This window comes from Litchfieldella rifensis, assembly GCF_042646605.1.
Lineage (GTDB): Bacteria > Pseudomonadota > Gammaproteobacteria > Pseudomonadales > Halomonadaceae > Litchfieldella > Litchfieldella rifensis.
In genome coordinates, this window is record NZ_JBHRUG010000027.1 from 151,172 (window position 1) to 174,998 (window position 23,827).

At 63.4% G+C, this 23,827-nt stretch carries 20 protein-coding genes and 1 tRNA gene; 13 read left to right on the forward strand and 8 right to left on the reverse strand.

What is annotated here, in order from left to right; all coding sequences use genetic code 11:
* Nucleotide 1: 1 nt before the first annotated feature.
* The 3 genes from ACFOEV_RS13275 to ACFOEV_RS13285 are packed head-to-tail and all read right to left on the reverse strand — an operon-like array spanning nt 2 to nt 2,602.
* Nucleotides 2-1,072: a branched-chain amino acid ABC transporter permease gene (locus ACFOEV_RS13275; protein ID WP_386774693.1), complete on the reverse strand. Its 1,071-nt coding sequence runs from the start codon at nt 1,070-1,072 to the stop codon at nt 2-4.
* A 2-nt stretch (nt 1,073-1,074) separates the two neighbouring features.
* A complete protein-coding gene (locus ACFOEV_RS13280; RefSeq protein ID WP_386774695.1) occupies nt 1,075-1,782 on the reverse strand; it encodes an ABC transporter ATP-binding protein in 708 nt (235 codons plus the stop codon).
* Nucleotides 1,763-2,602 (reverse strand): ABC transporter ATP-binding protein, encoded by an 840-nt coding sequence (locus ACFOEV_RS13285; RefSeq protein ID WP_386774697.1) that lies wholly within the window; start codon nt 2,600-2,602, stop codon nt 1,763-1,765. The genes ACFOEV_RS13280 and ACFOEV_RS13285 overlap by 20 nt, the downstream gene beginning before the upstream one ends.
* A 219-nt stretch (nt 2,603-2,821) precedes the next feature.
* On the opposite strand from ACFOEV_RS13285, the gene ACFOEV_RS13290 reads away from it, so the two are divergent.
* On the forward strand, nt 2,822-4,165 hold the full coding sequence (locus tag ACFOEV_RS13290; RefSeq protein WP_386774699.1) for an ABC transporter substrate-binding protein: 1,344 nt from the start codon (nt 2,822-2,824) through the stop codon (nt 4,163-4,165).
* Between the two features lie 127 nt (nt 4,166-4,292).
* On the opposite strand, the gene ACFOEV_RS13295 is transcribed toward ACFOEV_RS13290, so the two are convergent.
* Entirely contained in the window at nt 4,293-5,003 is a 711-nt protein-coding gene (locus ACFOEV_RS13295) for an FMN-dependent NADH-azoreductase (protein WP_386774701.1), read from the reverse strand.
* A 138-nt stretch (nt 5,004-5,141) separates the two neighbouring features.
* Here ACFOEV_RS13295 and ACFOEV_RS13300 point away from each other — a divergent pair, with 138 nt between their 5' ends.
* Nucleotides 5,142-6,071 carry a LysR substrate-binding domain-containing protein gene (locus ACFOEV_RS13300; RefSeq protein WP_386774703.1) on the forward strand — a complete coding sequence of 310 codons (930 nt, stop codon included), beginning with the start codon at nt 5,142-5,144 and terminating at the stop codon, nt 6,069-6,071.
* Between the two features lie 142 nt (nt 6,072-6,213).
* Here the strand turns inward: ACFOEV_RS13300 and ACFOEV_RS13305 are convergent, their stop codons facing one another.
* Nucleotides 6,214-7,281, reverse strand: coding sequence for a patatin-like phospholipase family protein (locus ACFOEV_RS13305; protein ID WP_386774705.1), 1,068 nt, complete (start codon nt 7,279-7,281; stop codon nt 6,214-6,216).
* A 332-nt stretch (nt 7,282-7,613) separates the two neighbouring features.
* Here ACFOEV_RS13305 and ACFOEV_RS13310 point away from each other — a divergent pair, with 332 nt between their 5' ends.
* The 5 genes from ACFOEV_RS13310 to ACFOEV_RS13330 all read left to right on the forward strand — a co-directional run bounded on the left by ACFOEV_RS13310 (nt 7,614) and on the right by ACFOEV_RS13330 (nt 12,452).
* A complete protein-coding gene (locus ACFOEV_RS13310; protein WP_386774707.1) occupies nt 7,614-8,765 on the forward strand; it encodes a TRAP transporter substrate-binding protein in 1,152 nt (383 codons plus the stop codon).
* A gap of 148 nt (nt 8,766-8,913) precedes the next feature.
* Nucleotides 8,914-9,528: a TRAP transporter small permease subunit gene (locus ACFOEV_RS13315; RefSeq protein ID WP_386774709.1), complete on the forward strand. Its 615-nt coding sequence runs from the start codon at nt 8,914-8,916 to the stop codon at nt 9,526-9,528.
* A complete protein-coding gene (locus ACFOEV_RS13320) occupies nt 9,525-10,946 on the forward strand; it encodes a TRAP transporter large permease (RefSeq protein WP_386774711.1) in 1,422 nt (473 codons plus the stop codon). Before ACFOEV_RS13315 ends, ACFOEV_RS13320 begins: the two co-directional genes overlap by 4 nt.
* Nucleotides 10,936-12,291 (forward strand): amidase, encoded by a 1,356-nt coding sequence (locus ACFOEV_RS13325; RefSeq protein ID WP_386774712.1) that lies wholly within the window; start codon nt 10,936-10,938, stop codon nt 12,289-12,291. Before ACFOEV_RS13320 ends, ACFOEV_RS13325 begins: the two co-directional genes overlap by 11 nt.
* Nucleotides 12,288-12,452 carry a hypothetical protein gene (locus tag ACFOEV_RS13330; RefSeq protein WP_386774714.1) on the forward strand — a complete coding sequence of 55 codons (165 nt, stop codon included), beginning with the start codon at nt 12,288-12,290 and terminating at the stop codon, nt 12,450-12,452. The genes ACFOEV_RS13325 and ACFOEV_RS13330 overlap by 4 nt, the downstream gene beginning before the upstream one ends.
* 19 nt (nt 12,453-12,471) lie before the next feature.
* Here the strand turns inward: ACFOEV_RS13330 and ACFOEV_RS13335 are convergent.
* Nucleotides 12,472-12,547: transfer RNA gene (locus ACFOEV_RS13335), tRNA-Thr, on the reverse strand.
* 205 nt (nt 12,548-12,752) lie between these two features.
* On the opposite strand from ACFOEV_RS13335, the gene ACFOEV_RS13340 reads away from it, so the two are divergent.
* From ACFOEV_RS13340 to ACFOEV_RS13355, 4 genes are all read left to right on the forward strand, one after another.
* On the forward strand, nt 12,753-13,508 hold the full coding sequence (locus ACFOEV_RS13340) for a TerC family protein (protein ID WP_386774716.1): 756 nt from the start codon (nt 12,753-12,755) through the stop codon (nt 13,506-13,508).
* 162 nt (nt 13,509-13,670) lie between these two features.
* A complete protein-coding gene (locus ACFOEV_RS13345) occupies nt 13,671-14,411 on the forward strand; it encodes a TSUP family transporter (protein WP_386774718.1) in 741 nt (246 codons plus the stop codon).
* A gap of 151 nt (nt 14,412-14,562) precedes the next feature.
* Nucleotides 14,563-15,657 (forward strand): multicopper oxidase domain-containing protein, encoded by a 1,095-nt coding sequence (locus ACFOEV_RS13350; protein WP_386774720.1) that lies wholly within the window; start codon nt 14,563-14,565, stop codon nt 15,655-15,657.
* Complete coding sequence (locus ACFOEV_RS13355) at nt 15,654-16,808, forward strand: metal transporter (RefSeq protein WP_386774722.1); 1,155 nt, start codon at nt 15,654-15,656, stop codon at nt 16,806-16,808. Before ACFOEV_RS13350 ends, ACFOEV_RS13355 begins: the two co-directional genes overlap by 4 nt.
* A gap of 6 nt (nt 16,809-16,814) precedes the next feature.
* On the opposite strand, the gene ACFOEV_RS13360 is transcribed toward ACFOEV_RS13355, so the two are convergent.
* A complete protein-coding gene (locus tag ACFOEV_RS13360; RefSeq protein WP_386774724.1) occupies nt 16,815-17,633 on the reverse strand; it encodes an acyl-CoA thioesterase in 819 nt (272 codons plus the stop codon).
* A 68-nt stretch (nt 17,634-17,701) separates the two neighbouring features.
* On the opposite strand from ACFOEV_RS13360, the gene tadA reads away from it, so the two are divergent.
* Nucleotides 17,702-18,154 (forward strand): tRNA adenosine(34) deaminase TadA, encoded by a 453-nt coding sequence (gene tadA / locus ACFOEV_RS13365; protein WP_386774726.1) that lies wholly within the window; start codon nt 17,702-17,704, stop codon nt 18,152-18,154.
* Between the two features lie 14 nt (nt 18,155-18,168).
* Here tadA and mltF read toward each other — a convergent pair whose 3' ends face one another.
* The gene (gene mltF, locus ACFOEV_RS13370) at nt 18,169-19,635 is read right to left on the reverse strand and encodes a membrane-bound lytic murein transglycosylase MltF (RefSeq protein WP_386774729.1); all 1,467 of its coding nucleotides are present in this window, start codon (nt 19,633-19,635) and stop codon (nt 18,169-18,171) included.
* A 166-nt stretch (nt 19,636-19,801) separates the two neighbouring features.
* Between mltF and purL the strand changes: the two genes are divergently transcribed.
* Complete coding sequence (purL, locus tag ACFOEV_RS13375) at nt 19,802-23,755, forward strand: phosphoribosylformylglycinamidine synthase (RefSeq protein ID WP_386774731.1); 3,954 nt, start codon at nt 19,802-19,804, stop codon at nt 23,753-23,755.
* Nucleotides 23,756-23,827: the final 72 nt, after the last annotated feature.

Below are 23,827 nucleotides of genomic sequence, written 5' to 3' on the forward strand. Positions count from 1 at the left end.
CTCAGCCTCCTCCGCGCCCGAACAGGCCCTGCGGGCGTACCAGCAACACGATCACCATCAGCACGAAGGCCACGGCCGGCCCGTAGGTTGGGTCCAGGAAGGCAGTGGACACCTGATGCGTGATGCCGATGATCAGCGCGCCCGCCAGTGCGCCATAGGGGTTGCCGATGCCGCCCATGATGGCGGCGGCGAACATCGGCAGCAGCAGCCAGAAGCCCATTTCGGGGCGCAACTGCGAGGACAGGCCGTACATGGTCCCGCCGGCGGCGGCCAGCGCCCCGCCGAGTAACCATGTCCAGGCGATCACCCGCTCGGTGTTGATGCCGCGTACCTGGGCGAGCTCCGGATTGTCCGCCGTCGCGCGCATGGCCTTGCCGATGCGCGTGCGCTCGAGCAGCACATATACGCCGAGCATGAGTACCAGGGCCAGCACCAGAATAAAGAGCTGATCGGCACGCACGCGGATGTTCAACGGCAGTTCCAGGGCCGGATTGGCGCGCCCGGGAAAATAGAAGTGGAAGTCCGGTCCCCAGGCGATGTAGATGATACTGCGCAGGAAGAACGCCATTGCCAGCGAGGCCATCGCGAACAGGACGAGATGGGCGTTCTGGCGGCGCAAGCGGCGGTAGACGGCGCGGTCGACGGCCACCGCCACGAGTCCCACCAGCGGCATGGACAGCACCAGCGCGACCGGGAATTCCCAGCCGAACGAGAAGGGCCGCAGTGGTTCGCCCTGTGGCAGCCAGGCGAGAAAGGCGAAGGTAAAATACGCGCCCAGGGTGACAAGCGCCCCGTGCGAGAAATTGGGGAACTTGAGCACCCCATAGACCAGCGTCAGTCCGATGCTACCTAGACCGATGATACCGCCGAGCATGATCCCCCAGGCCGCAAGCGACAGCAGCCGCTCGCCGCCTACCCCTTGGAACCGGGCGAGCACAAGCAGCGCCACGAACACTGCGGCGATCGAGACAAGCAGGAAGGCGCGCGTCTGCACCACATCGCGCACGCGTTCGCCGAGACGCTTGTCGCGCTTGACGGGTGCCAGCTCTTGGCTTTCGTGGCCTGCGTCCATCCTCAGCCCCCTAGATACAGTCGGCCCACCTCGGGATCGTCGAGCAGTTCCTGTCCCGAGCCTTCCACCCGGTTCTGTCCACTGGCGAGCACGTAGCCGCGTGTGGCCATCGCCAATGATTTCCGCGCGTTCTGCTCGACCATCAGCACCGCCAGCCCTATTTCGTTGATGTGGCGAATGTTGTCGAAGATCTCGTCGACGAGCTTCGGCGATAGCCCGGCAGAGGGCTCGTCGAGCAACAGCAGCGCCGGTTCGAGCATCAGCGCACTGCCGATGGCGACCATCTGACGCTCGCCGCCCGACATCTTGCCGACGCGCTGCTGACGGCGCTCACGCAGTTTGGGAAACAGCTCGTAGACCCGTTCCTTGCGCTCGGGCAGTACCCCCTCATCGAGGAGATAGCCGCCCATCTCGAGATTCTCCTCCGCAGTGAGCTGGACAAAGACATTGGCGACCTGAGGCACGTAACACATGCCTTCCTTGACGATATCGTAGGGAGAACGTCCCGCGATTTCCTTGTCCTGGAAACGGATCGATCCCTGGCGTGGATGGAGCAGCCCGAACACTGCCTTCATCAGCGTGGACTTGCCGGCGCCGTTGGGGCCGATCAGCGACACGATCTCGCCGTCGTTCACCTCCAGATGCACGTCGTGCAGGATGTCGGTGTCGCCGTATCCGGCAGTGATGCCCTCAGCCTTCAACAGCGGCATATTGACCTCCGAGATAGGCCTCCAGGACTCGTGGGTCGCGACGTACCTCCGCCGGCGAGCCCGTCATCAGTTGCCGCCCCTCGCTCATCACTACCACCGGGTCGCACAACGACATGATCATGTCCATGTCGTGCTCGATGACCAGAAACGTGATCCCGCGCTCGCGGTTGAGATAGCGGATGTTGTCGGTGAGGCGATGCATCAGGGTGGGATTCACACCAGCGCCCGGTTCGTCGAGAAGCACTAGCGAGGGATCGGTCATCAGCGTGCGCGCGAGCTCGAGAAGTTTCTTCTGACCGCCGGAGAGGTTGCGGGCGTACTCATTGCGCACGTGGGAAAGATCGACGAACTCGAGCACTTCCAGCGCCTTTTCGCGGTTCTCTCGCTCTTGGCGTCGTACCGTACCTGGCCGCAACCAGGCATTGAACAGACTCTCTCCCCGCTGGCCGGTGGGGACCAGCATGAGGTTCTCCAGCACCGACAGGCTCTGATGCTCGCGCGGAATCTGGAAGGTACGGCACAGACCATGCTGGAAGATGCGGTGAGGCGGCAGGTTGGTGATGTCTTGGCCGTTGAAGGTGACGCGTCCGCCCTGGGCGAGATGGAAACCGGTGACGACGTTGAACAGCGTGGTCTTACCGGCGCCGTTGGGGCCGATCAAGCCGGTGATAGTGCCCGCACGGACTTCCAGGTCCGCACCGTCGAGCGCGCGCAGGCTGTCGAAATCACGTACGAGGCCCTGCACCTTGAGAAGGACTGCGCCATCGGCTCGTGACGTCGTGACATGGGGCCTCTCACCTTCCACGGTTTCTCTCGTCATGCCATCTCCCGAAGAGGCGGACATGCACCACTGTTTTTGAACATAGCAACACCCGGGCAGCGTGTCGACGAACGGCACCGGCGTCACGGCAATGCTCGACGCGCCCTGGCGTCTACACTCCTTTATTAGGGGCATGCACCGCTGTGCGCCGTTTCCCGAAATGGTTTCCGCGGACGAGGAGCCCCGTAGGCAATTGACGGACGCAGGAGGGAAAAACCAATGAAAAATACACGACAACCTGGCATGCGGCACGGTGGTGCGCGCGTGTCGGCCGCCCTCAGCGTATTCACCTTGAGTGCGGCGCTCATGACGGGCGTTGCCATCGCCCAGGACAGCCCGCCGGCGATCACGATCGGCCAGATCGCCCCCTTCACCGGTGCCGGGGCGGAGTTCGGTGAGTTCTATCGTGACGGAGCGGCCCTTGGTGTCGAGCATATCAATGCTGCTGCGGAGAAGGTTCTCGGTGGCCCCGTCATCGCCGAGCATCTGAGTGAGGACACCAACACGCTGCCCACGCCGGCGATCGAGGCGGCGCGCCAACTCGTCGAGGTCCAAGGCGTGCCCGCCATCATCGGCGGTTGGTCGAGCGGCGTGACCGTGGCGGTCGCCACGTCGGTGACGATCCCGTCGGAGGTGCTGCAGATTTCCAACGGCTCCACCTCGCCGTTGATCTCGGTCCTGCCGGAGGATCGTGATGCGGACATGCTGTTCCGTACCACGGCCTCCGATGCATTGCAGGGGGTGGTCGCCGCTCAGCTCGCCAGCGGTGAAATCTTCGAGGATTACAAGGTGGGCAGCGCGTCGACGATCTTCATCAACAATCCCTACGGCCAGGGCCTGTCCAACGCCTTCGCACGGGCCTTCCAGGCCCGCGGCGGCACGGTCAACGCCCAGGTCCCGCATCCCGAGGAACCGCAGCCCACCTATACCTCGCAACTTGCCCAGGCGTTCCAGGGCGATCCCGAAATGCTGTTCGCCGCGAGCTACCCCGGGCATAGCGCCACCTTCCTCCAGGAAGCGCGCGATATCTTCGGCCAGACCACCTGGCAGTTCGTCGACGGCAACCGTTCCCAGGAGGTCATCAATGCGGTGGGTGGCGAGGATCTGGAGGGCCTCATCGGCACCGCCCCCGGCCAGGACCCGAGCCTCCCTGGCTTCAGCAATTTCGCCGACGCGTTTCGCGAAGCCTATGGTCGTGACCGCATTCCGCCGTTCACCGAGTCGGCCTATGACGCCGCCGTGCTGATCGGCCTGGCCACGGTCAAGGCCATCGCCGATGGGCACGACAGCGTCGAGGCCATCACCGGCCCGGTGCTTCGTGATCGCCTTCGCGACGTCGCCAATCCGCCTGGCACGGAGATCATCGCCGGTGATCCGGAGAGCATCGCCGCCGGGGTCGAGGCGATCATGAACGGCGAGGACGTCGCCTACATCGGTGCCGCCGGGCCGGCGGACTTCGACGACAATGGCGACGTGATCACTCCGATCGCCATCTGGAAGTACACCGACGGTGGCATCGAGGATTTGCAGATCCAGTCGCCGGAGGACATTCCTGAAGAGTGATCCCGCGCCAGGATGGCTCTTGTCAGCCAGTCCGGGGGGCAAGCCCCCCGGACTGGCTGATCCAATGCCGTGGGCCATCTGCTGTGCCATGTGCTGCGTTGCGAAAGCCGGGTGGCCCGACGTTGTTTCAGGAGTACGCTGGGTTCCTGGCCTCGTGCCCAGCGGCCAGGCTGATCGTCAGTTCTTCCACCAGGGTTTCGATGCGCTGCTCAGCGTGACTCAAGGAAGCCTGCAGGCGCGCATCGGCGAATTCGTCGTACTCGACGGCGATGCTGTGCATGTCGTCGATGCCCAAGTAGCCGAAGACCGTGCGCATATGGGGTTCGACGTGGTTGATGTGAGCGATGCGCTGCCCGGACTCATAGCCGAAGTCGCCTCGGGCGCTGAGTACCACGAGACGCTTGCCCATGTCGGCCAGTAGTGGCCAGTAGGGCACGCCCTGGCGTGAGCGGTCGAAGCCGAAAGTGCGCCCGACGCGCACGATGTTATCGATATAGGCCTTGAACCCGGCGGGTACGCCGAAGTTGTACATGGGCACTCCCGCCACGATCACATCCGCTTCCAGTAGTTCGTCGACCAGGGCATCGCTCTCGGCCAGTGCCTCGTGCATCCAGGGTTCGCGCTCCATTGGCTTGGTGAAGGCAGCGTGGATCCATTCTCCGGTGACGGGGCTGGGCGGATGTTGCCCAACGTCCCGATAGAGGATCCGGTCGCCGGGGCGGGCTTGTCGCCAGCGTTCGATGAAGCGGGCGGTCAGCCGGCGGGAGTGCGAGCCGTGGGGCTGTTCCCCGGAGCGGCCGGGACGGGCGCTGGCATCGATATGCAGTAGGGTGGTCATCGGTGGTCTCCTGGGTCAACTGTCAAGTTTTACTCATTTATATGCTGCTCTCGCTGACAGAATTCACCCGATACCACCTGGCTGACAAACGATATATTCTAGACAGATGGATAAGTTCAATTCATCTGTGGAGTTGCCATGAGCCGACGCTCCCTGCCGCTCTCGCAGTTGCGTGCCTTCGAGGCCGCCGCGCGCTTGCGCAGCTTCAAGCAGGCTGCCGAAGAACTGGCGGTCACACCCGCGGCGATCAGCCATCAGGTTCGCGAGTTGGAAAGCCTGCTCGGTGTCGCGCTGTTCGAGCGCCGGACCCGCCAGGTCGTGCCGACGGCGGCGGCGGAGCACCTCTATCCCGTGCTGCGCCAGGGGTTCGATGACTTTGCCAAGGCCTTGGAGGTGGTGCGCGAGCGCGCCACACCGAGCAGCGTGACGATTTCCTGCACCCCGGCCTTCGCCAGTCAGTGGCTGTTGCCGCGGCTTGCCGGTTTCCATACGCATCATCCCGAGATCGATCTGCGTATCCATGCCAGCGAAGCGACTGTCGATTTGTCTCGTGGGGATTGCCTGGCGATTCGCTATGGCGTTGGCCCCTATCCGGGACACGAGGTCACGGAGCTGGCGACCGATGCCTTCGCGGTAGTGGCCAGCCCACAACTGAACCTCACCAGCGTCGAGGACTTGAGCGGCGTGCGCCATATTCGCTTCGACTGGTACCGTTCGAACCTCGGCTTGCCCACCTGGTCGGACTGGTGTCGCGAAGCGGGATGCTCGATGACGGACCTGGGCCACAGTCTTGCCTTCACCGACGAGAGCCACGCCATCCAGGCCGCCATTGCCGGCCAAGGCGTGGCGCTGCTTGGGCTGACATTGGTGCAGGCGGAACTCGATCGAGGGGTACTGCATGTGCCCTTCGGACCGCTACTGCCGGGGCTGCGTTACCATCTTCTCAGAGGGCGGGAAAGCCTCGGTAATGTCGCTCTGGATCAGGTGGAAGCATGGTTGAGAGACGAGTTCTCCGAGGTGTCCCATGCGCCTGCGAATGCAACTCATGAATCGAACCGGTCACGTTAGGGACGATCGATCTTGCCAGCGAAAGGCGGCCCTCCGGGCGACGTGCCGATCCGCCTGTCTGGGCGCTTCTGGCCCGACGCCGGGGTGAGTTTCACGATCAATCCGGCGATCGCGTTATCGACGGCGGGTATCGCGACCTGGTTCACTTTCCTTCAATGGAACCCCTGCATGCGTCGACTAAGTCCATGGTCGAGCGTTTGCCCAGGTCGACGAAGTGTTCGTTCAACCAACGATCCGCCGCTTGATAGCCGATGTCATGCAGGCGTTCGATCAAGGTCATCCTGGTGCTCAAGCGGGTAATGGCATCGAAGTCATCCATCTCCTTGTTTGTTGCAATACGATGGAGATGCAGGCTATCGATCTTGCGGAACAGCTCCCCTTGATAGTGGTGGCCGGCGTTTTCTTCCTCGATCAGCAGTCGTTTGATCAACGCCACGGTCTGTAGCTCCTGGCGCAAGCTGCTGTTGAAGCTGACTTCATTGATACGATCGATGATTTCATGGGCCATTCGGGGAACCTTGGGGCTCTCCACCGGGTTGATCTGTATCAGCAGCAGGTCACCAGGTGGGCTCTCCTCGACCAGCGGCAGCAGAGACGGGTTGGCGCTGTAGCCACCATCCCAGTAGGCTTCGCCGTCGATCTCGATGGCATGGAACAGCAGCGGCAGACTGGCCGAGGCCAGCACCGCATCGCAAGACAGTTCGTGATTGCGGAACACGCGTGGATCGCCGGTGCTCACGTTGGTAGCGGTCACGAACAGTCGGATCTCATCGAACTGCCGCAGCCGCTCAAAATCCGCATGGCGCTCGAGCAACGTACGCAGCGGGTTAACGTTGAATGGGTTGGTCTGATAGGGGGACACCAGACGCGAGAACGCATCCAGCATCCGGTACCAGGGAATGAAGGAAAGGCCCCAGCGACCGAAGATCAATTGCGCGGCGTTGACCCCCGGTATGCCGCTCTCGCCACTGCGCCCCACCTCTCGCCAGAAGGCCTGCAGCGCGTCGCGCGCGCCCTGCCTGCCGCCCTTGGCCCAGCCGGTCGCCAGGACCACGGCATTCATGGCTCCGGCGCTGGTGCCACTGATTCCGCCGATGTCTACCCGTTCATGTTCCAGCAGCCGGTCCAATACCCCCCAGGTGAAGGCACCATGGGAGCCGCCGCCCTGCAGGGCCAGATCGATGCTCTTGCCTACGTGGTCGGATGACATGTGATGGCCTCTTGGGTTGCTCGTGCTTCGCCACATGGCCGTGGGGATCCACTGCCAATGGCCTGAGCCTTATTCATTATAAGACAGTTGTGAATCATGCCGCGTCAGCCGTAGCTCGTGTGGAGGTAGCTAAATCAGATAGTTGAGGCGGCGCCCCCTTCGCTTTCCTGCGCTCGGATGCTCGCGTTGAAGTTTCTGGATGGCGCTTTTTATTAAGATGTTCTTGACTATACTTCGAAGCATTGCAGAGACGTAAGTGGCCCGTCGGCCTCGTGGCGACCGGACCGCAAACGATAATGATAATGACGTTGCGTGCAATGGGAGAACACACAATGAAGAACACGACAGACGCCAGCATGGATACGAAGCCGACCTCGCGGCGGCAGTTTCTGAAAGGCGGGCTACTGGCCACTGGCGGCGTAGCGGCAAGTACGTTGGCCGCGCCGGCGGTACTGGCGCAGCAGCCAATCGTCATCAAGATGCAGACCTCGTGGCCCTCGGGGGACATCTGGATGGACTTCGCTCGCGAGTATGTCGAGCGCGTCCAACAGATGTCCGGTGGCCGGCTACAGATCGACCTGTTGCCTGCGGGTGCGGTAGTCCAGGCCTTCCAGGTGCTGGATGCGGTCAATGACGGCATCATCGATGCTGCCCATACCGTGCCGGTGTACTGGTATGGCAAGCACAAGGCGGCATCGCTATTCGGTACCGGTCCGGTCTTTGGTGGTGACGCTACCACCATGCTGGCCTGGTTCCACCAAGGCGGCGGCAAGGAACTCTATCGCGAGCTGACCCAGGACATCCTCGGGCTAGACGTCTACGGCTTCTACGGCTTCCCGATGCCGGCCCAGCCGTTCGGCTGGTTCAAGAACCCAGTGTCCACGGTCGAGGATATTCGAGGCCTCAAGTACCGCACCGTGGGGCTTGCGGCCGACCTCATGCAGGAGCTTGGCATGAGCGTCTCGCAGTTGCCGGGCGGCGAGATCGTGCCGGCGATGGAGCGCGGCGTCATCGACGCCTTCGAGTTCAACAACCCGTCTTCCGACATGCGTTTCGGGGCACAGGACGTGGCCAAGAACTACTATCTTTCCTCGTACCACCAGGCGAGCGAATCGTTCGAGTTCCTGTTCAACCGGGACTTCTTCGACGACCTCGACGAGGATCTGCAGGCGATCCTGCAGTACGGGGTCGAGGCGGCGTCGACCTCGAACACGGCGGCGGCGCTCCACAACTACTCGAAGGACCTACGGGCGTTACAAGAGGAACATGGCGTCACCGTGCATCGTACCTCGCAGGAGATTCTCGATGCCCAGCTCAAGGCCTGGGACAAACTGATCCCTCAACTGGAGCAGGACGAGTTCATGAAGAGATGCCTCGACAGCCAGCGCGAGTGGGTCGATCGCGTCGTCTTCTACGAGTTGATGAACAAGCCTGACCTTGCCCTGGCTTACGAGCACTACTTCCCGGGCAAGCTGAAGCTCTGAAGGTACCCGCCTGTCTCTGCCCCTCGGCCTTGGTGCCGAGGGGAGGGCAGTGGACAATTCCAGCCATGAATAGCACGACAGCTCCCACAACTCCCCGGCGCAGCAGCCCTCTGGCAGCTGCGCTGGCCTATCCGGCAGGTGTATCCGCGTGTTGACCAAAGTCATCCAGTTCATCGATCGCCTCACAGGGTGGTTCGGCCGAGCGTTCGCCTGGCTGATCCTGCTGATGGCGTTCGGCATGGGCTATGAGGTACTGGTGCGTTATGTCTTCAACGCTCCGACCGCCTGGGCCTTCGACATGTCCTACATCCTCTACGGCACACTGTTCATGGTGGGCGGTGCCTACACGCTGGCGCGCAATGGCCACGTACGCGGCGACTTCCTCTATCGCCTGTGGAAGCCGCGCACTCAGGCCGCCGTCGAGCTGGTGCTCTACTTCATCTTCTTCTTCCCCGGGATCACTGCACTGATGGTTGCCGGCGCCCAGTATGCGGGGCGCTCCTGGCGCTATATGGAGGTAAGCGTCAACTCGCCCGCCGGCGTGCCGGTGTTCCAGTTCAAGACCATGCTCGTGGTGGCGGGTACGTTGCTGTTTCTCCAGGGCATCGCCCAGGTCTGCCGCTGCATCCTGTGCCTCAGAACCGGCGAGTGGCTACCGCACGAAGAGGATGTCGAGGAGCTCGAGGATCAGTTGGTCAAGCAGGCGGCCTCCGGAGAGAGAGACAAGGCGGAGAAGATCGCGAAGGGGAGAGACGACGCATGACGGATCCTCAGATCGCCATCATGATGCTGGGGATCTTCATCCTCATCATATTTTTCGGTTTCCCGATCGCCTTCACTCTGATGGCGCTGGGCGTCATCTTCGGTTACTACGCCTACTACAATCCGGGACGAATGTGGCGCGATTACGACCGAGCCGTCGAGGCCGGTGCCAACAACTGGGAGCTGTTGGAAACCTGGGTCGGGGGGTTCTTCAATAACCGGATCTTCGACTTGTTCGTCAACCAGACCTACTCGGTGATGGCGAACGAGGTGCTGACCGCGGTGCCCCTGTTCCTGTTCATGGGCTACATTGTCGAGCGCGCCAATATCGTCGACCGGCTGTTCTCGACGCTTTACATTGCGGCTAAACGGCTGCCCGGCGCCATGGCGGTGGCGGCACTGATTACCTGTGCGCTGTTCGCCACCGCCACCGGTATCGTCGGTGCGGTGGTGACACTGATGGGGTTGCTGGCGTTCCCGGCGATGCTGAAGGCCCGCTACAATACCGGCTTCGCCTCGGGCGTGATCTGCGCCGGTGGCACACTCGGCATCCTGATCCCGCCCTCGATCATGCTGATCGTCTACGCAGCGGCTTCGGGAGTCTCGATCGTGCGGCTCTATGCCGGAGCGCTGCTCCCTGGCTTCCTGCTCGCCGGGCTCTACCTCCTCTACATCATCGGGCGCTCCATGCTGCAGCCCTCGGTGGCGCCGAAGCCGCGCGAGGAGGAGGTCGGCGACATTCCCACCTCCCGGCTGGTCCTGATGATCCTGACCTCGTTCGTGCCGCTGGCGGTGCTGATCATGGCGGTGCTGGGATCGATCCTGTTCGGGTTGGCGACGCCGACCGAGGCGGCCTCGGCGGGCGCACTCGGTGGATTGGGGCTAGCGGCAGTCTACCGGGCGTTGACTTGGCAGCGGCTACGCGAGGCGGTCTATCTGACCTTGAAGACGACAGCGATGGTATGCTGGTTATTCGTCGGCTCGTGGACGTTCTCCTCAGTGTTCTCCTATCTGGGCGGCGAGCATTTGATCACCGAGTTCGTCACCGGGCTCGACATCTCGACGCTCACCTTCCTGATCATGGCGCAGCTCATCATCTTCCTCCTGGGATGGCCGCTCGAGTGGTCGGAGATCATCATTATCTTCGTGCCGATCTTTTTGCCGTTGCTGTCGATTTTCGGCGTCGACCCGCTGTTCTTCGGCATTCTGGTGGCGCTCAATCTGCAGACCTCGTTCCTGACACCACCCATGGCGATGTCGGCCTATTACCTCAAGGGAATCGCGCCGCCACACGTGCAATTGGTAGAGATATTCCGCGGTTGCATGCCGTTCCTGGCGATGGTATTCCTCGCCATGATCGTGCTCTACAACGTGCCCGGCATCGTGTTCTGGCTACCGGAGATGATTTATGGGCGTTAAGCGGATCATGGCGGCGGAGTCTGCCAAGTTGACGGCACGCGAGGCGGCTCGACGTATTGCCGAGGGCGCGCTTACCTCGGCTGACCTGGTCGCGGCTTGCCTGGAGTGCATTGCGGCGGAGGAGGAGCGGGTCCAGGCCTGGGAGTTCCTCGACCGCGACAAGGCCATGGCCGAAGCCGAGGAGCGTGACCGCCGCCGCCAGCGCGGGTGGCCGCTCGGGCCTTTGCATGGCGTGCCTGTGGCAATCAAGGACATCGTCGACGTCAAGGGCATGCCGACGGGGAACGGTACGCCAATCGACGCCGGTAAGCGGCCATTCGTGGACGCCGCGGTGATCCGGCGGCTGCGGGCCGCCGGGGCGGTGATCCTGGGCAAGACGGTAACCACCGAATTCGCTTATTACCACCCGGGCAAGACACGAAACCCGCACGATGCGGGGCGAACGCCCGGTGGCTCGTCGAGCGGCTCGGCGGCGGCGGTGGCGGCAGGCATGGTGCCACTGGCGCTCGGTAGCCAGACCAATGGCTCAGTGATCCGGCCGGCCTCGTTTTGCGGCGTGGTCGGGTTCAAGCCCTCCTTCGGTGCCGTTCCGCGCACCGGCATGCTGACGCTGGCGCCGAGCCTCGATCAGGTCGGTGTCTTCGCCCGCACGATCGAGGACGTGGCGCTGGCCGAACTGCTGATGGGGCCGGATGGGCAGGACGTGGACGCCCTGGAGAGCCCGGGACCGCTCAGTGGCACGGCGCTGGCCGAGCCGCCGGTGACGCCGGCGCTGGCCTTCGTCAAGACACCCTTCTGGGAGCGTGCGGACGCTGAGACGCAGGCCGCCTTCAGTGAGCTCGGGGAAGCGCTGGGCGAGCAGGTCGACGAGGTCGAGCTGCCCGAGATCTTCGTCCGTGGTGCCGGCTGGCTAGAGGGTGTGATGGCGGCCGAGATGGCGCGCAACCTCGGTCACTATGCCGATCGCGCGCCTCACGAGACCAGCGAGAAATTCCGCGGGCTGGTCGCCGACGGGCGAGCGATGAAGGCCCCCGACTACCTGGCGGCGCGCGATATGCGCCGGGTGCTGCGCGATGCACTCGGACCCATCTTCGACCGCTTCGACGTCATCGTCACGCCGGCGGCGCCGGGCGAGGCACCCGAGGGGCTGGAGAGCACGGGCGACCCGACCTTCTGCAGCCTCTGGACCTTCTGTGGCTTGCCGGCCATCAGTCTGCCACTGATGACGGGGCCGAACGGCATGCCGCTGGGGGTGCAACTGGTCGGCCAGTACGGACAGGACGCACGGCTGCTCAGAACCGCGCGCTGGCTGGTACGCACGCTCTCCGGGGAGGGGAACGAATGACCGATAAGGTGCTGGCCATCATCGCACTGCTTGGACTGATAGCCTTCCTCATCACGGTGCCGATCTTCGTGCCGCATATCGACCTGATCATCTTCACGGTCGGCTGTGTGCTGCTGGCTGCCTTCGACTTCTGGCGCGAGCTGTTCCGCGGCAAGCGCTGACCTGGCCCCTGGATCCGAATGGTGCCGCAAGGCGGACTCGAACCGCCGACCTGCGCATTACGAATGCGCTGCTCTGCCAACTGAGCTATTGCGGCAGATAGGGGCTGGCTGAAGGATAAGAACAAAACGGGCACGGTGTCAGCATCCCCTTGGTGATTATGAGTCGAACCGATGAAAGCTGCCATCAGCGCACCAGCGAGGTATGCTGGCCGACAGGCAGGGACGCCGTTGCCTTTCGTGCGTCACTTGCCCTTGAGTTCACGGTAATCACAACCTTCTTGGCAAGGGTAGGGATACGCAATGGAATGGCTTTCGGACCCTCAGGCTTGGGTGGCCCTGGCGACGCTGACGGCACTCGAGATCGTCCTCGGTATCGATAACATCATCTTCATCTCCATCCTGGTGGGGAGATTGCCTGTCGCACAGCGTCAGCGAGCGCGGCTGATCGGTCTGTCGCTGGCGATGGGCATGCGCATCCTGCTGCTGCTCTCACTGGCCTGGGTGATGGGGCTCACGGCGCCATGGTTCGAGGTCTTCGGATTGTCGGTCTCGGGACGCGATCTGGTACTGCTGCTGGGCGGCCTGTTTCTGCTGGCCAAGAGTACCCACGAGATCCATGCGAGTCTCGAGGGCGGGCCCGACGAGCAGTCCTCGGCCGGGTCTGCGGGCATTTATTCCGTGCTGATCCAGATCGCCCTGATCGATATCGTCTTTTCCCTGGACTCGGTGATTACCGCCGTCGGCCTGGCCGACCATGTGCAGGTGATGGTCATCGCCATCGTGCTGTCGGTCGGCGTGATGATGCTCTCCGCCAAGGCGATCGGCGACTTCGTCGATCGTCACCCGACCATCAAGATGCTGGCACTGAGCTTTCTGATCATGATCGGCGTCATGCTGATGGCCGAGGGTCTCCACTTCCATATTCCCAAGGGCTACGTCTACTTCGCCATGGCCTTTTCGGTTGGGGTGGAAATGCTCAACCTGCGGATGCGTTCGAAAACCCGCGCCCCCGTCAAATTGCAGCGCCGGTTGCAGGAGAACGATACGTCCAAGTGATCCGGTGAGTTGCCATGATCCGCCAAGGCCAGCGCCGGCAATGCCAGGGTGCTGGCTTGTTCCGAGGTGGCCCCATGATGCCTGCCTCGCGGGTACCCGCTCCATCCGCTGGTTGGCGGTGAGCCGGGGAAACGAAGTCAGCGGTGTTGTGGAAAAGCCAAGGTGTCGATACTCACAGCAGTTGCATTTCTGGTTATCGTCTTTCTGACATCCGCGCTGTCAGGCGTTTTCGGAATGGCGGGCGGGCTGATCCTGCTGTGGTTTCTGCTGATGGCATTGCCGGCGACCTCGGCGATCGTCGTGCACGGCGTGATCCAACTCTGTGCCAATGCCTCACGGGCCTGGCTGTCGCGTCGCTACATCGATTTTCGCATCGTTGCCATCATCGCTTCGGGCGGGGCGCTCGCCGCACTGGGCCTGGCCTTGGTCAACTACACACCCAACACGGCCATCGTCTCGCTGCTGATCGGGCTGATGCCATTGCTGGTGTGGGTTCCCAAGGCCTGGTTTCGCTTCGATGCCGCTCGTCCCGGTCACGCCTTCTGCTGCGGGGTGGTTGCCGGCGGTTTGACCATCGCCGCCGGGGTCTCGGGGCCGACCATCGACATCTTCTTCATTCGCACCCATATGGACCGCCGCCAAATCGTTGCGACCAAGGCAGCGGTCCAGGTCATTTCGCATTCGATCAAGATCGTATTCTATGCGGGGGCGGCCCTGACGCTGAGTGCGACGCATTGGGGGGTGGTGCTGCTGGCCATTCCCTTTGCCATCCTTGGCACGCGCTCGGGCAATGCAATACTGCGACGCTTGACCGATGCCAACTTCCGCTATTGGACGAGATGGCTCGTCACCGCGATCGGCGCTTTCTACTTCGTCCAGGGGGTGTGGATGGTTTCCTCCTGATCAAGGACGATCCATCACGACGAGATCGTGCTTGCAGCTTGGCGCCAAGGATCCGAGGATCGGGGGAGATCGAAAGTGAGCGCATCCTCATATAATTAGCTTGTATTAATCTAAGAAAAACAGAACCCTTTCAGCTCGTTCAGGAGTGCCAATGAAAGTGCCGATGTTCAACCGTCGCGGGTTCCTGAAGACTGGTTTCTGGAGTGCCGTCGGCTCTCTGCTCGGCATCGGGGGGCAGGCGACAGCCGACTCGGAGGCCTATTCGATGCACGGTGGAGACAAGCCGGCACTGCCAGGTGCGCCTACTTCCGGTGGCATGATGACGGTGGGCAAGGTCGATCATGCACGCAACGGCTTCGACCCGACCGCTATCCTGACCGACTGGGAGACGGGGGAGATCGGGCGGCTGCCCGACGGGCAGCCGTTGCGCGAATACAACATTGTCGCCGTGGACAAGGAAATCGAGATCGCGCCAGGCCTCTTCTTCCCTGCCTGGACCTACAACGGCCGAGTCCCCGGGCCTAGCTTGCGGGCGGTGGAGGGGGATCGCATCCGCATTCACTTCGTCAACCATGGCAGCCACCCGCATACCATGCACTTCCACGGCATCCATGCGGCGCGCATGGACGGCGTTCCCGGCCTAGGCCAGGTGGAACCCGGGGAATCGTTCACCTACGAGTTCGACGCCCAGCCTTTCGGTTGTCATCTCTACCATTGTCACTCGGTGCCACTGAAACGGCATATTCACAAGGGGCTCTATGGGGCCTTCATCGTCGATCCCGACCCGAGTCGCCATCCCGACCATGGCGACGCCGCCCGCTCAAGGCTGCTCGGCAGCGAGGAGAACCGGCGCTGGCAGGAATTCGTGATGGTGATGAATGGCTTCGACACCAACTTCGACGAGGAAAATGAGGTATATGCCGTCAATACGGTGGCCCATGCCTATGCCAACCACCCGATTCGTATCGAACGGGCCAAGCCGGTGCGGCTTTACCTGGTCAATACCACCGAGTTCGACCCCGTGAACTCGTTGCACCTGCATGCCAACTTCTTCGACTACTACGACCATGGCACAACGCTCACCCCGACGCTGCATACCGTGGACACCATCATGCAGTGCCAGGCGCAGCGCGGGATCCTGGAGTTCTCCTTCGCCGATCACGAACCTGGGTTGTACATGTTCCACGCCCACCAGAGCGAATTCGTGGAACTCGGTTGGATGGGGTTCTTTGAGGTGGTCGAATGAGTGCACGCTTCTGGAGTTCGCTACTGCTGCCGATCGTACTGCTGGGCGGGGCGATAGCCGCCTTCCTGGTTACCGAGCCACTATCGCTGCTTGGTGTCTCGCCGCCGCCGATCGAGCAGCTCACGGTCGAGCGTACCGTGCTGGACGAAGAGGGCATTGGCCTCAAGGTTCGTGCCAGTGGCTCGGAGGCCATGCATATCGCCCAGGTGCAAGTCGATGGCGCCTACTGGCGTTTTACCCAAGAGCCTGCTGGGGCGCTTGCGCGTGGTGAGAGTGCTTGGATCCGCTTGCCCTATCACTGGATGGAAGACGAACTTCATGAGGTCACCTTCGTCACTAATACGGGAGCGACCTTCGTCCATACCATCGAGGTTGCCGAGTCGACCCCCGAGATGAGTGCCGAACAGTTCATCGGCTACGGCCTGCTTGGTCTCTATGTCGGCGTGCTACCCGTGGCACTCGGCATGCTCTTCCGCCCGGCATTGCAGCGAGCCGGGGCTCGGGGGCTCGAATTCGCGCTGGCGTTGACGCTTGGCTTGCTGGTGTTCCTGCTGGTGGACACCGTCGATGAGGGGCTGGAGTTGGGTGAACAGGCCGCCTCGCTGTTCCAGGGGACGGCGCTGGTCTGGCTGGCGTCACTGATCATGTTCGGTGCGCTGATGGCTATCGGTCGTCGCCATCGGGAGCCACCCAGGGGGTTGGCCCTGGCCCGCTACATCGCGTTGGGGATCGGCCTGCACAACCTTGGGGAAGGTCTGGCGATCGGCGGCTCGTTCGCGGCGGGGGCCGCGGCGCTCGGCACCTTCCTGGTCATCGGCTTCACCCTGCACAATCTCACCGAGGGCATCGGTATCGCGGCACCGCTGACCCGGGAGCGGGTACGCTGGTCATCGTGGGTCGGCCTGGTCGCTCTGGCCGGCCTGCCGGCGGTGCTGGGAACCTGGCTCGGCGCCTATGCGTACGCACCGCACTGGTCGGCCCTGCTGCTTGGGTTGGGTGCCGGCGCCATCCTGCAGGTGATCGTCGAGGTGGGCGATTATCTGCGACGTACCATCGCCCACGAAGGCGTCCTGGTTTCCCTCACTTCCGTTGCCGGCTTTGCGCTGGGGATCGTGATCATGTATGCCACGGCCTACTTCGTGCAGGTCTGACAGAGGTCAGTCGCGCAGCCGCGTCAGGCCTTCCTGGGCGGATGAGGCGACCAGGCGGCCCTGGCGATCGTAGATGCTGCCGCGCGCGAAGCCGCGCGCGCCGCCGGCCCAGGGGCTGTCCATGTCGTAGAGCAGCCAGTCGTTGACGTGTACGTCGTGATGGAACCACAGCGCATGGTCGAGGCTGGCGATCTGCAGCTTGGGATCGCCGAACTGGATGTCATGGGGCACCAGCGATGTGGTCAGCAGGTTGAAGTCGGAGCTGTAGGCCAGGAGGTAACGATGCAGTGCCGGGTCGTCGGGCAGCGGCCCGGACAGACGGAACCATAGCCGTTTGCGTGGCGGCCGGTCGCTACCATTGCCCGGCTCGTTGCCGAGGTGCAGGAACTCGATGGGATGGCCCTCGAAGCTCTGTACTTCGGCGCCGTTGGCGATCAGGGTATCGGGATCGTCCTGTCCTGGCATGGCAAGCTGGTGATGGAAGCCCTCTTCCTTGCCATGAAAGGAAGCACTGCAGAAGAAGATCGGCTTGCCTTTCTGAATGGCGGTGACGCGGCGGGTGGTGAAACTGCCGCCATCACGCACGCTATCGACCTGGTAGACGACCGGACGCTTGGCATCGCCGGGACGCAGGAAATAGCCGTGCAGGGAGTGCACGCGGCGTTCGGGGGTTAGCGTCTGGCTGGCCGCCGATAGGGCCTGTCCAAGCACCTGGCCGCCGAACAATTGAGGAAACCCCAGGTCCTGGCTATGGCCTCGGAACAGGTTTTCCTCGATCATCTCCAGGCCCAGCAGGGCGACCAAGGCATCCAGGGCTTGAGTCATGACGCTATTCCTCTAGCAGGGTAATACTCGACTGTTTCATTTTGCCAGCATACCGGAGACCATCGCCGATGCGCAGTGACGAATATTACATGCACCGGGCACTGGACCAGGCGCGCCTGGGCCTTGCGGCCGGGGAGGTGCCGGTGGGGGCGGTGGTGGTGGACAGCGGGGGGGAGATAATCGGTGAGGGCTACAACGCGCCTGTCGGCTGCCACGATCCCAGCGCCCATGCCGAAGTGCGTGCCTTGCGTGCGGCGGCGGCGCATCTGGGCAACTACCGTCTCGACGACTGCACCCTCTATGTGACCCTGGAACCCTGCCTGATGTGCACCGGGGCGATCATTCACGCGCGTCTGGCGCGGGTGGTCTATGGTGCCGCCGAACCCAGGACCGGCATGGTCGAGTCCCGGGCCAACCTGTTCGCCCAACCCTGGCACAATCATCGGGTGGACGTCGAAGGCGGGTTGCTGGCGATCCAGGCCAAGCGTCTGTTGCGCGATTTCTTCACCGAGCGACGCTGAGCCGTGCCGTCATCCTAGAGCACCGGGGGGACGGTATTGAACAGGCTGTCATCGTCTTCGTCGGGCACACGTTGATTGAGCTGGAAGAACTGCTGCTGGCTACGGTCGACGTAGTTGAGTACCTCGTAATAGCGCCGGACGTTGCGAACATAGATCACCGGCTCGCCGCCGCGGGCATAGCCGTGACGCGTCTGGCTGTACCATTCACGATTCTGCAGCAACGGCAGCGCTTCGCGCACGTCGGTCCAGGCATGGGGATCGCCACCGCGCAGCTCGGCGATCCGCTGTGCGTCGTACAGATGTCCGAGGCCGACATTGTAGGCGGCCAAGGCCATCCACAGACGGTCGGTGCCAGTGATCTCCTCCGGTAGGCGGTCCATGGTCTGGAGCAGATAGCGTGCGCCGCCGTCGATGCTCTGGGCGGGGTCGAGGCGATCGGCGATGCCGACTTCCTCGGCGGTCGGGTTGGTCAGCATCATCAGGCCGCGCACCCCGGTCGGCGAGGTCGCCTGCGGGTCCCAGTGAGACTCCTGGTAGCCCACCGCCGCCAGCAACTTCCAGTCGAAGCCGGTGTCGCGGGCCGCTTTGCGGAACAGGTCGGCGTAGTCGGGCAACTTCTCGTGCACGTCATTGATGAAGATACGTGCCCCGACGTATTCCAGGTAATCGTCGTGGCCGAAGTAGCGCTGCACCAGTTCATCCAGGGTCCCATCGAGCTGCAGGGCGTACAGGAAGCGGTTGGCTTCCTCCAGCAGCCCCAACCCCTGACCCGAAGGCAATGCCCAGGCCATGCTGAGCGGCTCGCCGAGTTCGAAGCCGTTTTCCACGCCGGGGAAGAACAGGCGATTCAGTTTGAACTGGTGGGCATAGATGACGGCGGCGTCCAGGCTGCCGTTTTCCACTCGCTGCAGCAGGTCGGCGACCTCCAGATCGGCGGCTTCCTTCCAGCTCAGTTCGGGCAGTTCGACCTGCAGCTCGCGCAGGATCAATCCCGCCCCCGAGCCACGAATGGCGCCCACGCTGCGTCCCATCAGGTCGGCCGGTTCGCGCAGCGCCGGCAATCCGCGGCGATAGACCACCAGGGGCTGCAATTCGAGAATCGGGCGGCTGAAGTACAGGCCTTCGAGGGTCGGGTCCAGGGGCAGGGCGGCGGCACCCAGGTCGCCTTCACCACTGCGCACGGCATCGAGGACACCCTCGATATTGCGGCTGGCGTCCATCGACAGGCTGACGCCGAGATGATCGGCGAAGCGCCGGATCAGTTCAAATTCGAAACCGGTAGGGCCGTGGCGACCCTCGTAATAGGTCGTGGGGGTGTTGCGGGTGAATACCGCGATGAAATCGCGATGACGTATGTCATCGAGGTGTCGGCCTTGAGGGGGCGCCTGTCGGTTGGGAAACAGCGCCAACACCAGAGCGGACAACAGTAGGAGGTACCACCGGCGATAACGATACAGGTGGCGAAACAAGGCCTGGGGCATGGGCAGTGTGCGATGGCGATGAGACGTTTTACCTTACCGGCCGTCGAGCGAACTGTCACCTCGAGTCGACCTCGGATTTCGCCATGCCTACGCTTTCCAGTATCATGTGCGCTCATTGCCGCAGGCCGCGGCCCCGTTTTTCGCTTTCTTCAGAGGCTCTATCGACATGCTCGAACTGCGAGGCGCGCCCGCCCTTTCCGCTTTCCGTCATGCCAAGTTGCTGGCCGCCCTGCGTAAACACGTGCCCGAGGTCGAATCGCTGCGTGCCGAGTACGTGCACTTCGTCGATCACGACGGTGATCTGACCAGTGATGATCAGGCGGTGCTCGAGCGCCTGCTGGATTATGGCATCGCCTCTCGGGATCAAGACTCGGCGGGCCTTGCGACCTCGCGTGAAGGGCACCTGTTTCTTGTGGTACCGCGTCTGGGGACCCTGTCGCCATGGTCATCCAAGGCCACCGACATCGCCAGGAACTGTGGCCTGACCAGGGTGCGGCGCCTGGAACGTGGCATCGCCTATCGTGTCAAGCTCGGCGGGCCGCTCTCGCTGGACGCCTTCAACGCGATCGTCGCCGTCCTGCACGACCGCATGACGGAATCCGTGCTCGCCAACGCCTCGGATGCCGCCAAGTTGTTTGCCCATCACGAGCCGGCGCCGCTGGGCCAGGTGGATATCCTCGAGGGAGGACGCGAGGCACTGGTCACGGCCAACCTGGGGCTGGGGCTGGCGCTGGCCGAGGACGAGATCGACTACCTGCTCGAGGCTTTCCAGGGGCTGGGTCGGAATCCGTCGGATGTCGAGCTGATGATGTTCGCCCAGGCCAACTCCGAACATTGTCGCCACAAGATCTTCAATGCCGACTGGCTGATCGACGACGAGCCTCAGCCACGCTCGTTGTTCAAGATGATCAAGCACACTTACGAGCGCTCGCCGGGTGGCATTCTCTCGGCCTATAGCGATAACGCCGCGGTGATCGAGGGGGCCATGGCGGGCCGCTTCTTCCCCGCGCCGCTGATCGGCAAGGGGAGCGAGACGGCGTCCTACGGCACCCATGGGGAGCCGATTCACATCCTGATGAAGGTCGAGACCCACAATCATCCGACGGCGATCGCTCCCTACCCCGGGGCTGCCACCGGGGCGGGCGGCGAGATCCGCGACGAGGGTGCGACCGGCATCGGCGGCAAACCCAAGGCCGGGTTGACAGGCTTCGCGGTGTCCAACCTGCACATCCCGGAATTCGTCCAGCCTTGGGAAGCCTTCGACTACGGCAAGCCCGAGCGCATCAAGAGCGCCCTGGAGATCATGCTCGAGGCGCCCATCGGCGGCGCGGCCTTCAACAACGAGTTCGGGCGTCCCAACCTGACCGGCTATTTCCGTAGCTACGAGCAGGATGCGGTGGGCGCCGGCGGTATCGAGCGGCGCGGCTATCACAAGCCGATCATGCTGGCCGGTGGCTACGGCAATATCCGTGCAGGCCATGTGCAAAAGGGCGAAATCCCCGTCGGCGGCAAGCTGATCGTGATGGGCGGCCCGGCGATGCTGATCGGCTTGGGCGGTGGCGCGGCATCCTCCATGGCCTCGGGCAGTTCCAGCGAGGATCTCGACTTCGCCTCGGTGCAGCGCGACAACGCCGAGATCGAACGCCGTGCGCAGGAAGTCATCGACCGTTGCTGGGCGCTGGGCGAGGCCAACCCCATCCGCTTCATCCATGACGTGGGGGCCGGTGGCCTGTCCAACGCGCTGCCTGAACTGGTCAAGGACGGCAATCGCGGCGGACGCTTCGAATTGCGCGCCGTGCCCAACGCCGAGCGGGGCATGAGTCCGCTGGAGATCTGGTGCAACGAGGCCCAGGAGCGCTATGTGCTGGCCGTGGCAGCGCAAGATCTCGACACCTTCGATGCCCTGTGTGCGCGTGAGCGCTGTCCCTATGCGGTGGTCGGCGAGGCCACCGAGGCACACCATCTCGAAGTCCGCGATGGCCACTTCGAGAGCCGGCCGGTGGATCTGCCGATGAGCGTGCTGTTCGGCAAGCCGCCCAGGATGCAGCGCGAGTTCACCCGCGAGACCCGTGACCTGCCGGGGCTGGCGCTGGACAATCTCGACCTGCGCGAGGCGCTGGATCGTGTGCTGCGCTTGCCCACGGTGGCTTCCAAGAGCTTTCTGATCACCATCGGCGACCGCTCCATCACCGGCCAGGTCGCCCGCGACCAGATGGTTGGGCCCTGGCAAGTGCCGGTGGCCGACGTGGCCGTGACCACGGCGAGTTTCGACACCCATGCCGGCGAAGCCATGGCGATGGGCGAGCGCCCGCCGGTGGCACTGATCGACCCGGCAGCCAGCGCCCGCCTGGCGGTGGCCGAGGCGATCACCAACCTGGCCGCCGCGCCGATCGACAAGCTTGCCGACATCAAGCTGTCCGCCAACTGGATGAGCGCCGCCGACCATGTCGGCGAGAATCAGGCGCTGTACGACGCCGTGCATGCCGTCGGCATGGAGCTGTGCCCGGCGCTCGGCATCGCCATACCGGTGGGCAAGGACTCGATGTCGATGCGTACCGCTTGGCAGGAGGAAGAGGAAGAGAAAAGCATCACTGCGCCACTGTCGCTGGTTGTGACCGGCTTTGCCCCGGTGACCGATGCCCTCAGGACCCTGACCCCGCAGATCAATCTGGAACAGGACGAGAGCGACCTGATCCTGATCGACCTGGGCGCCGGCCAGAACCGCCTGGGCGGTTCGGCGCTGGCCCAGGTCTACGGTCAGGTCGGTGACGAATGCCCCGACCTCGACGATGCCGAGGACCTCAAGGCCTTCTTCAGCGTGATCCAGGGCCTCAACGCCGATGGCAAGTTACTGGCCTACCACGACCGCAGTGACGGTGGCCTGCTGGTAACGCTGCTGGAGATGGCCTTCGCCGCCCATGCCGGCCTGGAGATAAAGCTAGACTGGTTGATCGATGAGCCGCACGAGGCGGTCGACGCGCTGTTCGCCGAGGAGCTGGGGGCGGTGATCCAGGTCAACCGCGCCGATACCGAATACACGCTGGCCCAGTTTGCCGCCGCCGGTATCGATACCTGCGGCGTCATCGCCCGCCCGCGCTACGACGACCAGGTGCGTGTGACGCTGTTCGAGGAGCCGTTGCTCGAGACCACTCGGTTGCTGACCCAGCGCACCTGGAGCGAGACCAGCTACCGCCTGCAGGCGCTGCGCGACAACCCTGACTGTGCCAAGAGCGAGTTCGACGGCCTGCTCGACGACCGTGACCCGGGGCTGTCTGCTCAGCCTTCCTTCGATATCGACGAAGACATCGCCGCGCGCTATGTCGATGCACCCCAGGTCAACCTCGCGCGCCCGGCCATGGCGGTACTGCGTGAGCAGGGCGTCAACGGCCAGGTGGAGATGGCCTGGGCCTTCGACCGCGCCGGCTTCGAGACCGTCGATGTGCATATGAGCGATATCCTCGAAGGGCGCGTGTCGCTCGAGGATTTCAAGGGCCTGGTGGCCTGTGGCGGCTTCTCCTATGGCGACGTGCTCGGTGCCGGTGGCGGCTGGGCCAAGTCGGTGCTGTTCAACGCCCATGCCCGCGAACAGTTCGCGGGTTTCTTCGCGCGTGACGACAGTTTCGCGCTCGGCGTGTGCAACGGCTGCCAGATGCTCTCGCAGTTGAAGGAACTGATTCCCGGTGCCGAGAACTGGCCGCGCTTCGTGCGCAACGAGTCCGAGCAGTTCGAGGCCCGCCTGTCGATGGTCCAGGTCGAGAACAGTGCGTCGATTCTGTTGGCCGGCATGGAAGGCTCGCGCCTGCCGATTGCGGTCGCCCATGGCGAAGGCCGCGCCGAGTTCCGCGACAGCGGCCATCTGCGTGCCATGCAGGGGAGTTCGCAGATCGCCCTGCGCTATGTCGACAACTACGGTCAGGTCACCAGTCGCTATCCGGCCAACCCCAATGGCTCGCCCGCCGGCATCACCGGGCTGACCACGCCGGATGGCCGCGTCACCATCATGATGCCCCACCCCGAGCGGGTGGCGCGTGCGGTGACCAACTCCTGGCGCCCGGCCGGATGGACCCGGGATGGCGCCTGGATGCGCTTGTTCCGCAACGCCCGCACCTGGCTGGGCTGATCTTCGCGCACGGCGTCAGGATACGGAAGGCGGCCCATGGGTCGCCTTCTTTTTTTACGTGCAAGAGGGTTA

What these genes read in the sequence shown, in the direction of transcription:
- ACFOEV_RS13285 (WP_386774697.1), bottom strand. Translation starts at nt 2,602, where the DNA reads ATGACGAGAGAAACCGTGGAAGGTGAGAGGCCCCATGTCACGACGTCA.
- ACFOEV_RS13340 (WP_386774716.1), top strand. Translation starts at nt 12,753, where the DNA reads ATGGAATGGCTTTCGGACCCTCAGGCTTGGGTGGCCCTGGCGACGCTG.
- ACFOEV_RS13275 (WP_386774693.1), bottom strand. Translation starts at nt 1,072, where the DNA reads ATGGACGCAGGCCACGAAAGCCAAGAGCTGGCACCCGTCAAGCGCGAC.
- ACFOEV_RS13360 (WP_386774724.1), bottom strand. Translation starts at nt 17,633, where the DNA reads ATGACTCAAGCCCTGGATGCCTTGGTCGCCCTGCTGGGCCTGGAGATG.
- ACFOEV_RS13320 (WP_386774711.1), top strand. Translation starts at nt 9,525, where the DNA reads ATGACGGATCCTCAGATCGCCATCATGATGCTGGGGATCTTCATCCTC.
- ACFOEV_RS13310 (WP_386774707.1), top strand. Translation starts at nt 7,614, where the DNA reads ATGAAGAACACGACAGACGCCAGCATGGATACGAAGCCGACCTCGCGG.
- purL (WP_386774731.1), top strand. Translation starts at nt 19,802, where the DNA reads ATGCTCGAACTGCGAGGCGCGCCCGCCCTTTCCGCTTTCCGTCATGCC.
- tadA (WP_386774726.1), top strand. Translation starts at nt 17,702, where the DNA reads ATGCGCAGTGACGAATATTACATGCACCGGGCACTGGACCAGGCGCGC.
- ACFOEV_RS13305 (WP_386774705.1), bottom strand. Translation starts at nt 7,281, where the DNA reads ATGTCATCCGACCACGTAGGCAAGAGCATCGATCTGGCCCTGCAGGGC.
- ACFOEV_RS13280 (WP_386774695.1), bottom strand. Translation starts at nt 1,782, where the DNA reads ATGCCGCTGTTGAAGGCTGAGGGCATCACTGCCGGATACGGCGACACC.
- ACFOEV_RS13300 (WP_386774703.1), top strand. Translation starts at nt 5,142, where the DNA reads ATGAGCCGACGCTCCCTGCCGCTCTCGCAGTTGCGTGCCTTCGAGGCC.
- mltF (WP_386774729.1), bottom strand. Translation starts at nt 19,635, where the DNA reads ATGCCCCAGGCCTTGTTTCGCCACCTGTATCGTTATCGCCGGTGGTAC.
- ACFOEV_RS13350 (WP_386774720.1), top strand. Translation starts at nt 14,563, where the DNA reads ATGAAAGTGCCGATGTTCAACCGTCGCGGGTTCCTGAAGACTGGTTTC.
- ACFOEV_RS13290 (WP_386774699.1), top strand. Translation starts at nt 2,822, where the DNA reads ATGAAAAATACACGACAACCTGGCATGCGGCACGGTGGTGCGCGCGTG.
- ACFOEV_RS13355 (WP_386774722.1), top strand. Translation starts at nt 15,654, where the DNA reads ATGAGTGCACGCTTCTGGAGTTCGCTACTGCTGCCGATCGTACTGCTG.
- ACFOEV_RS13330 (WP_386774714.1), top strand. Translation starts at nt 12,288, where the DNA reads ATGACCGATAAGGTGCTGGCCATCATCGCACTGCTTGGACTGATAGCC.
- ACFOEV_RS13295 (WP_386774701.1), bottom strand. Translation starts at nt 5,003, where the DNA reads ATGACCACCCTACTGCATATCGATGCCAGCGCCCGTCCCGGCCGCTCC.
- ACFOEV_RS13325 (WP_386774712.1), top strand. Translation starts at nt 10,936, where the DNA reads ATGGGCGTTAAGCGGATCATGGCGGCGGAGTCTGCCAAGTTGACGGCA.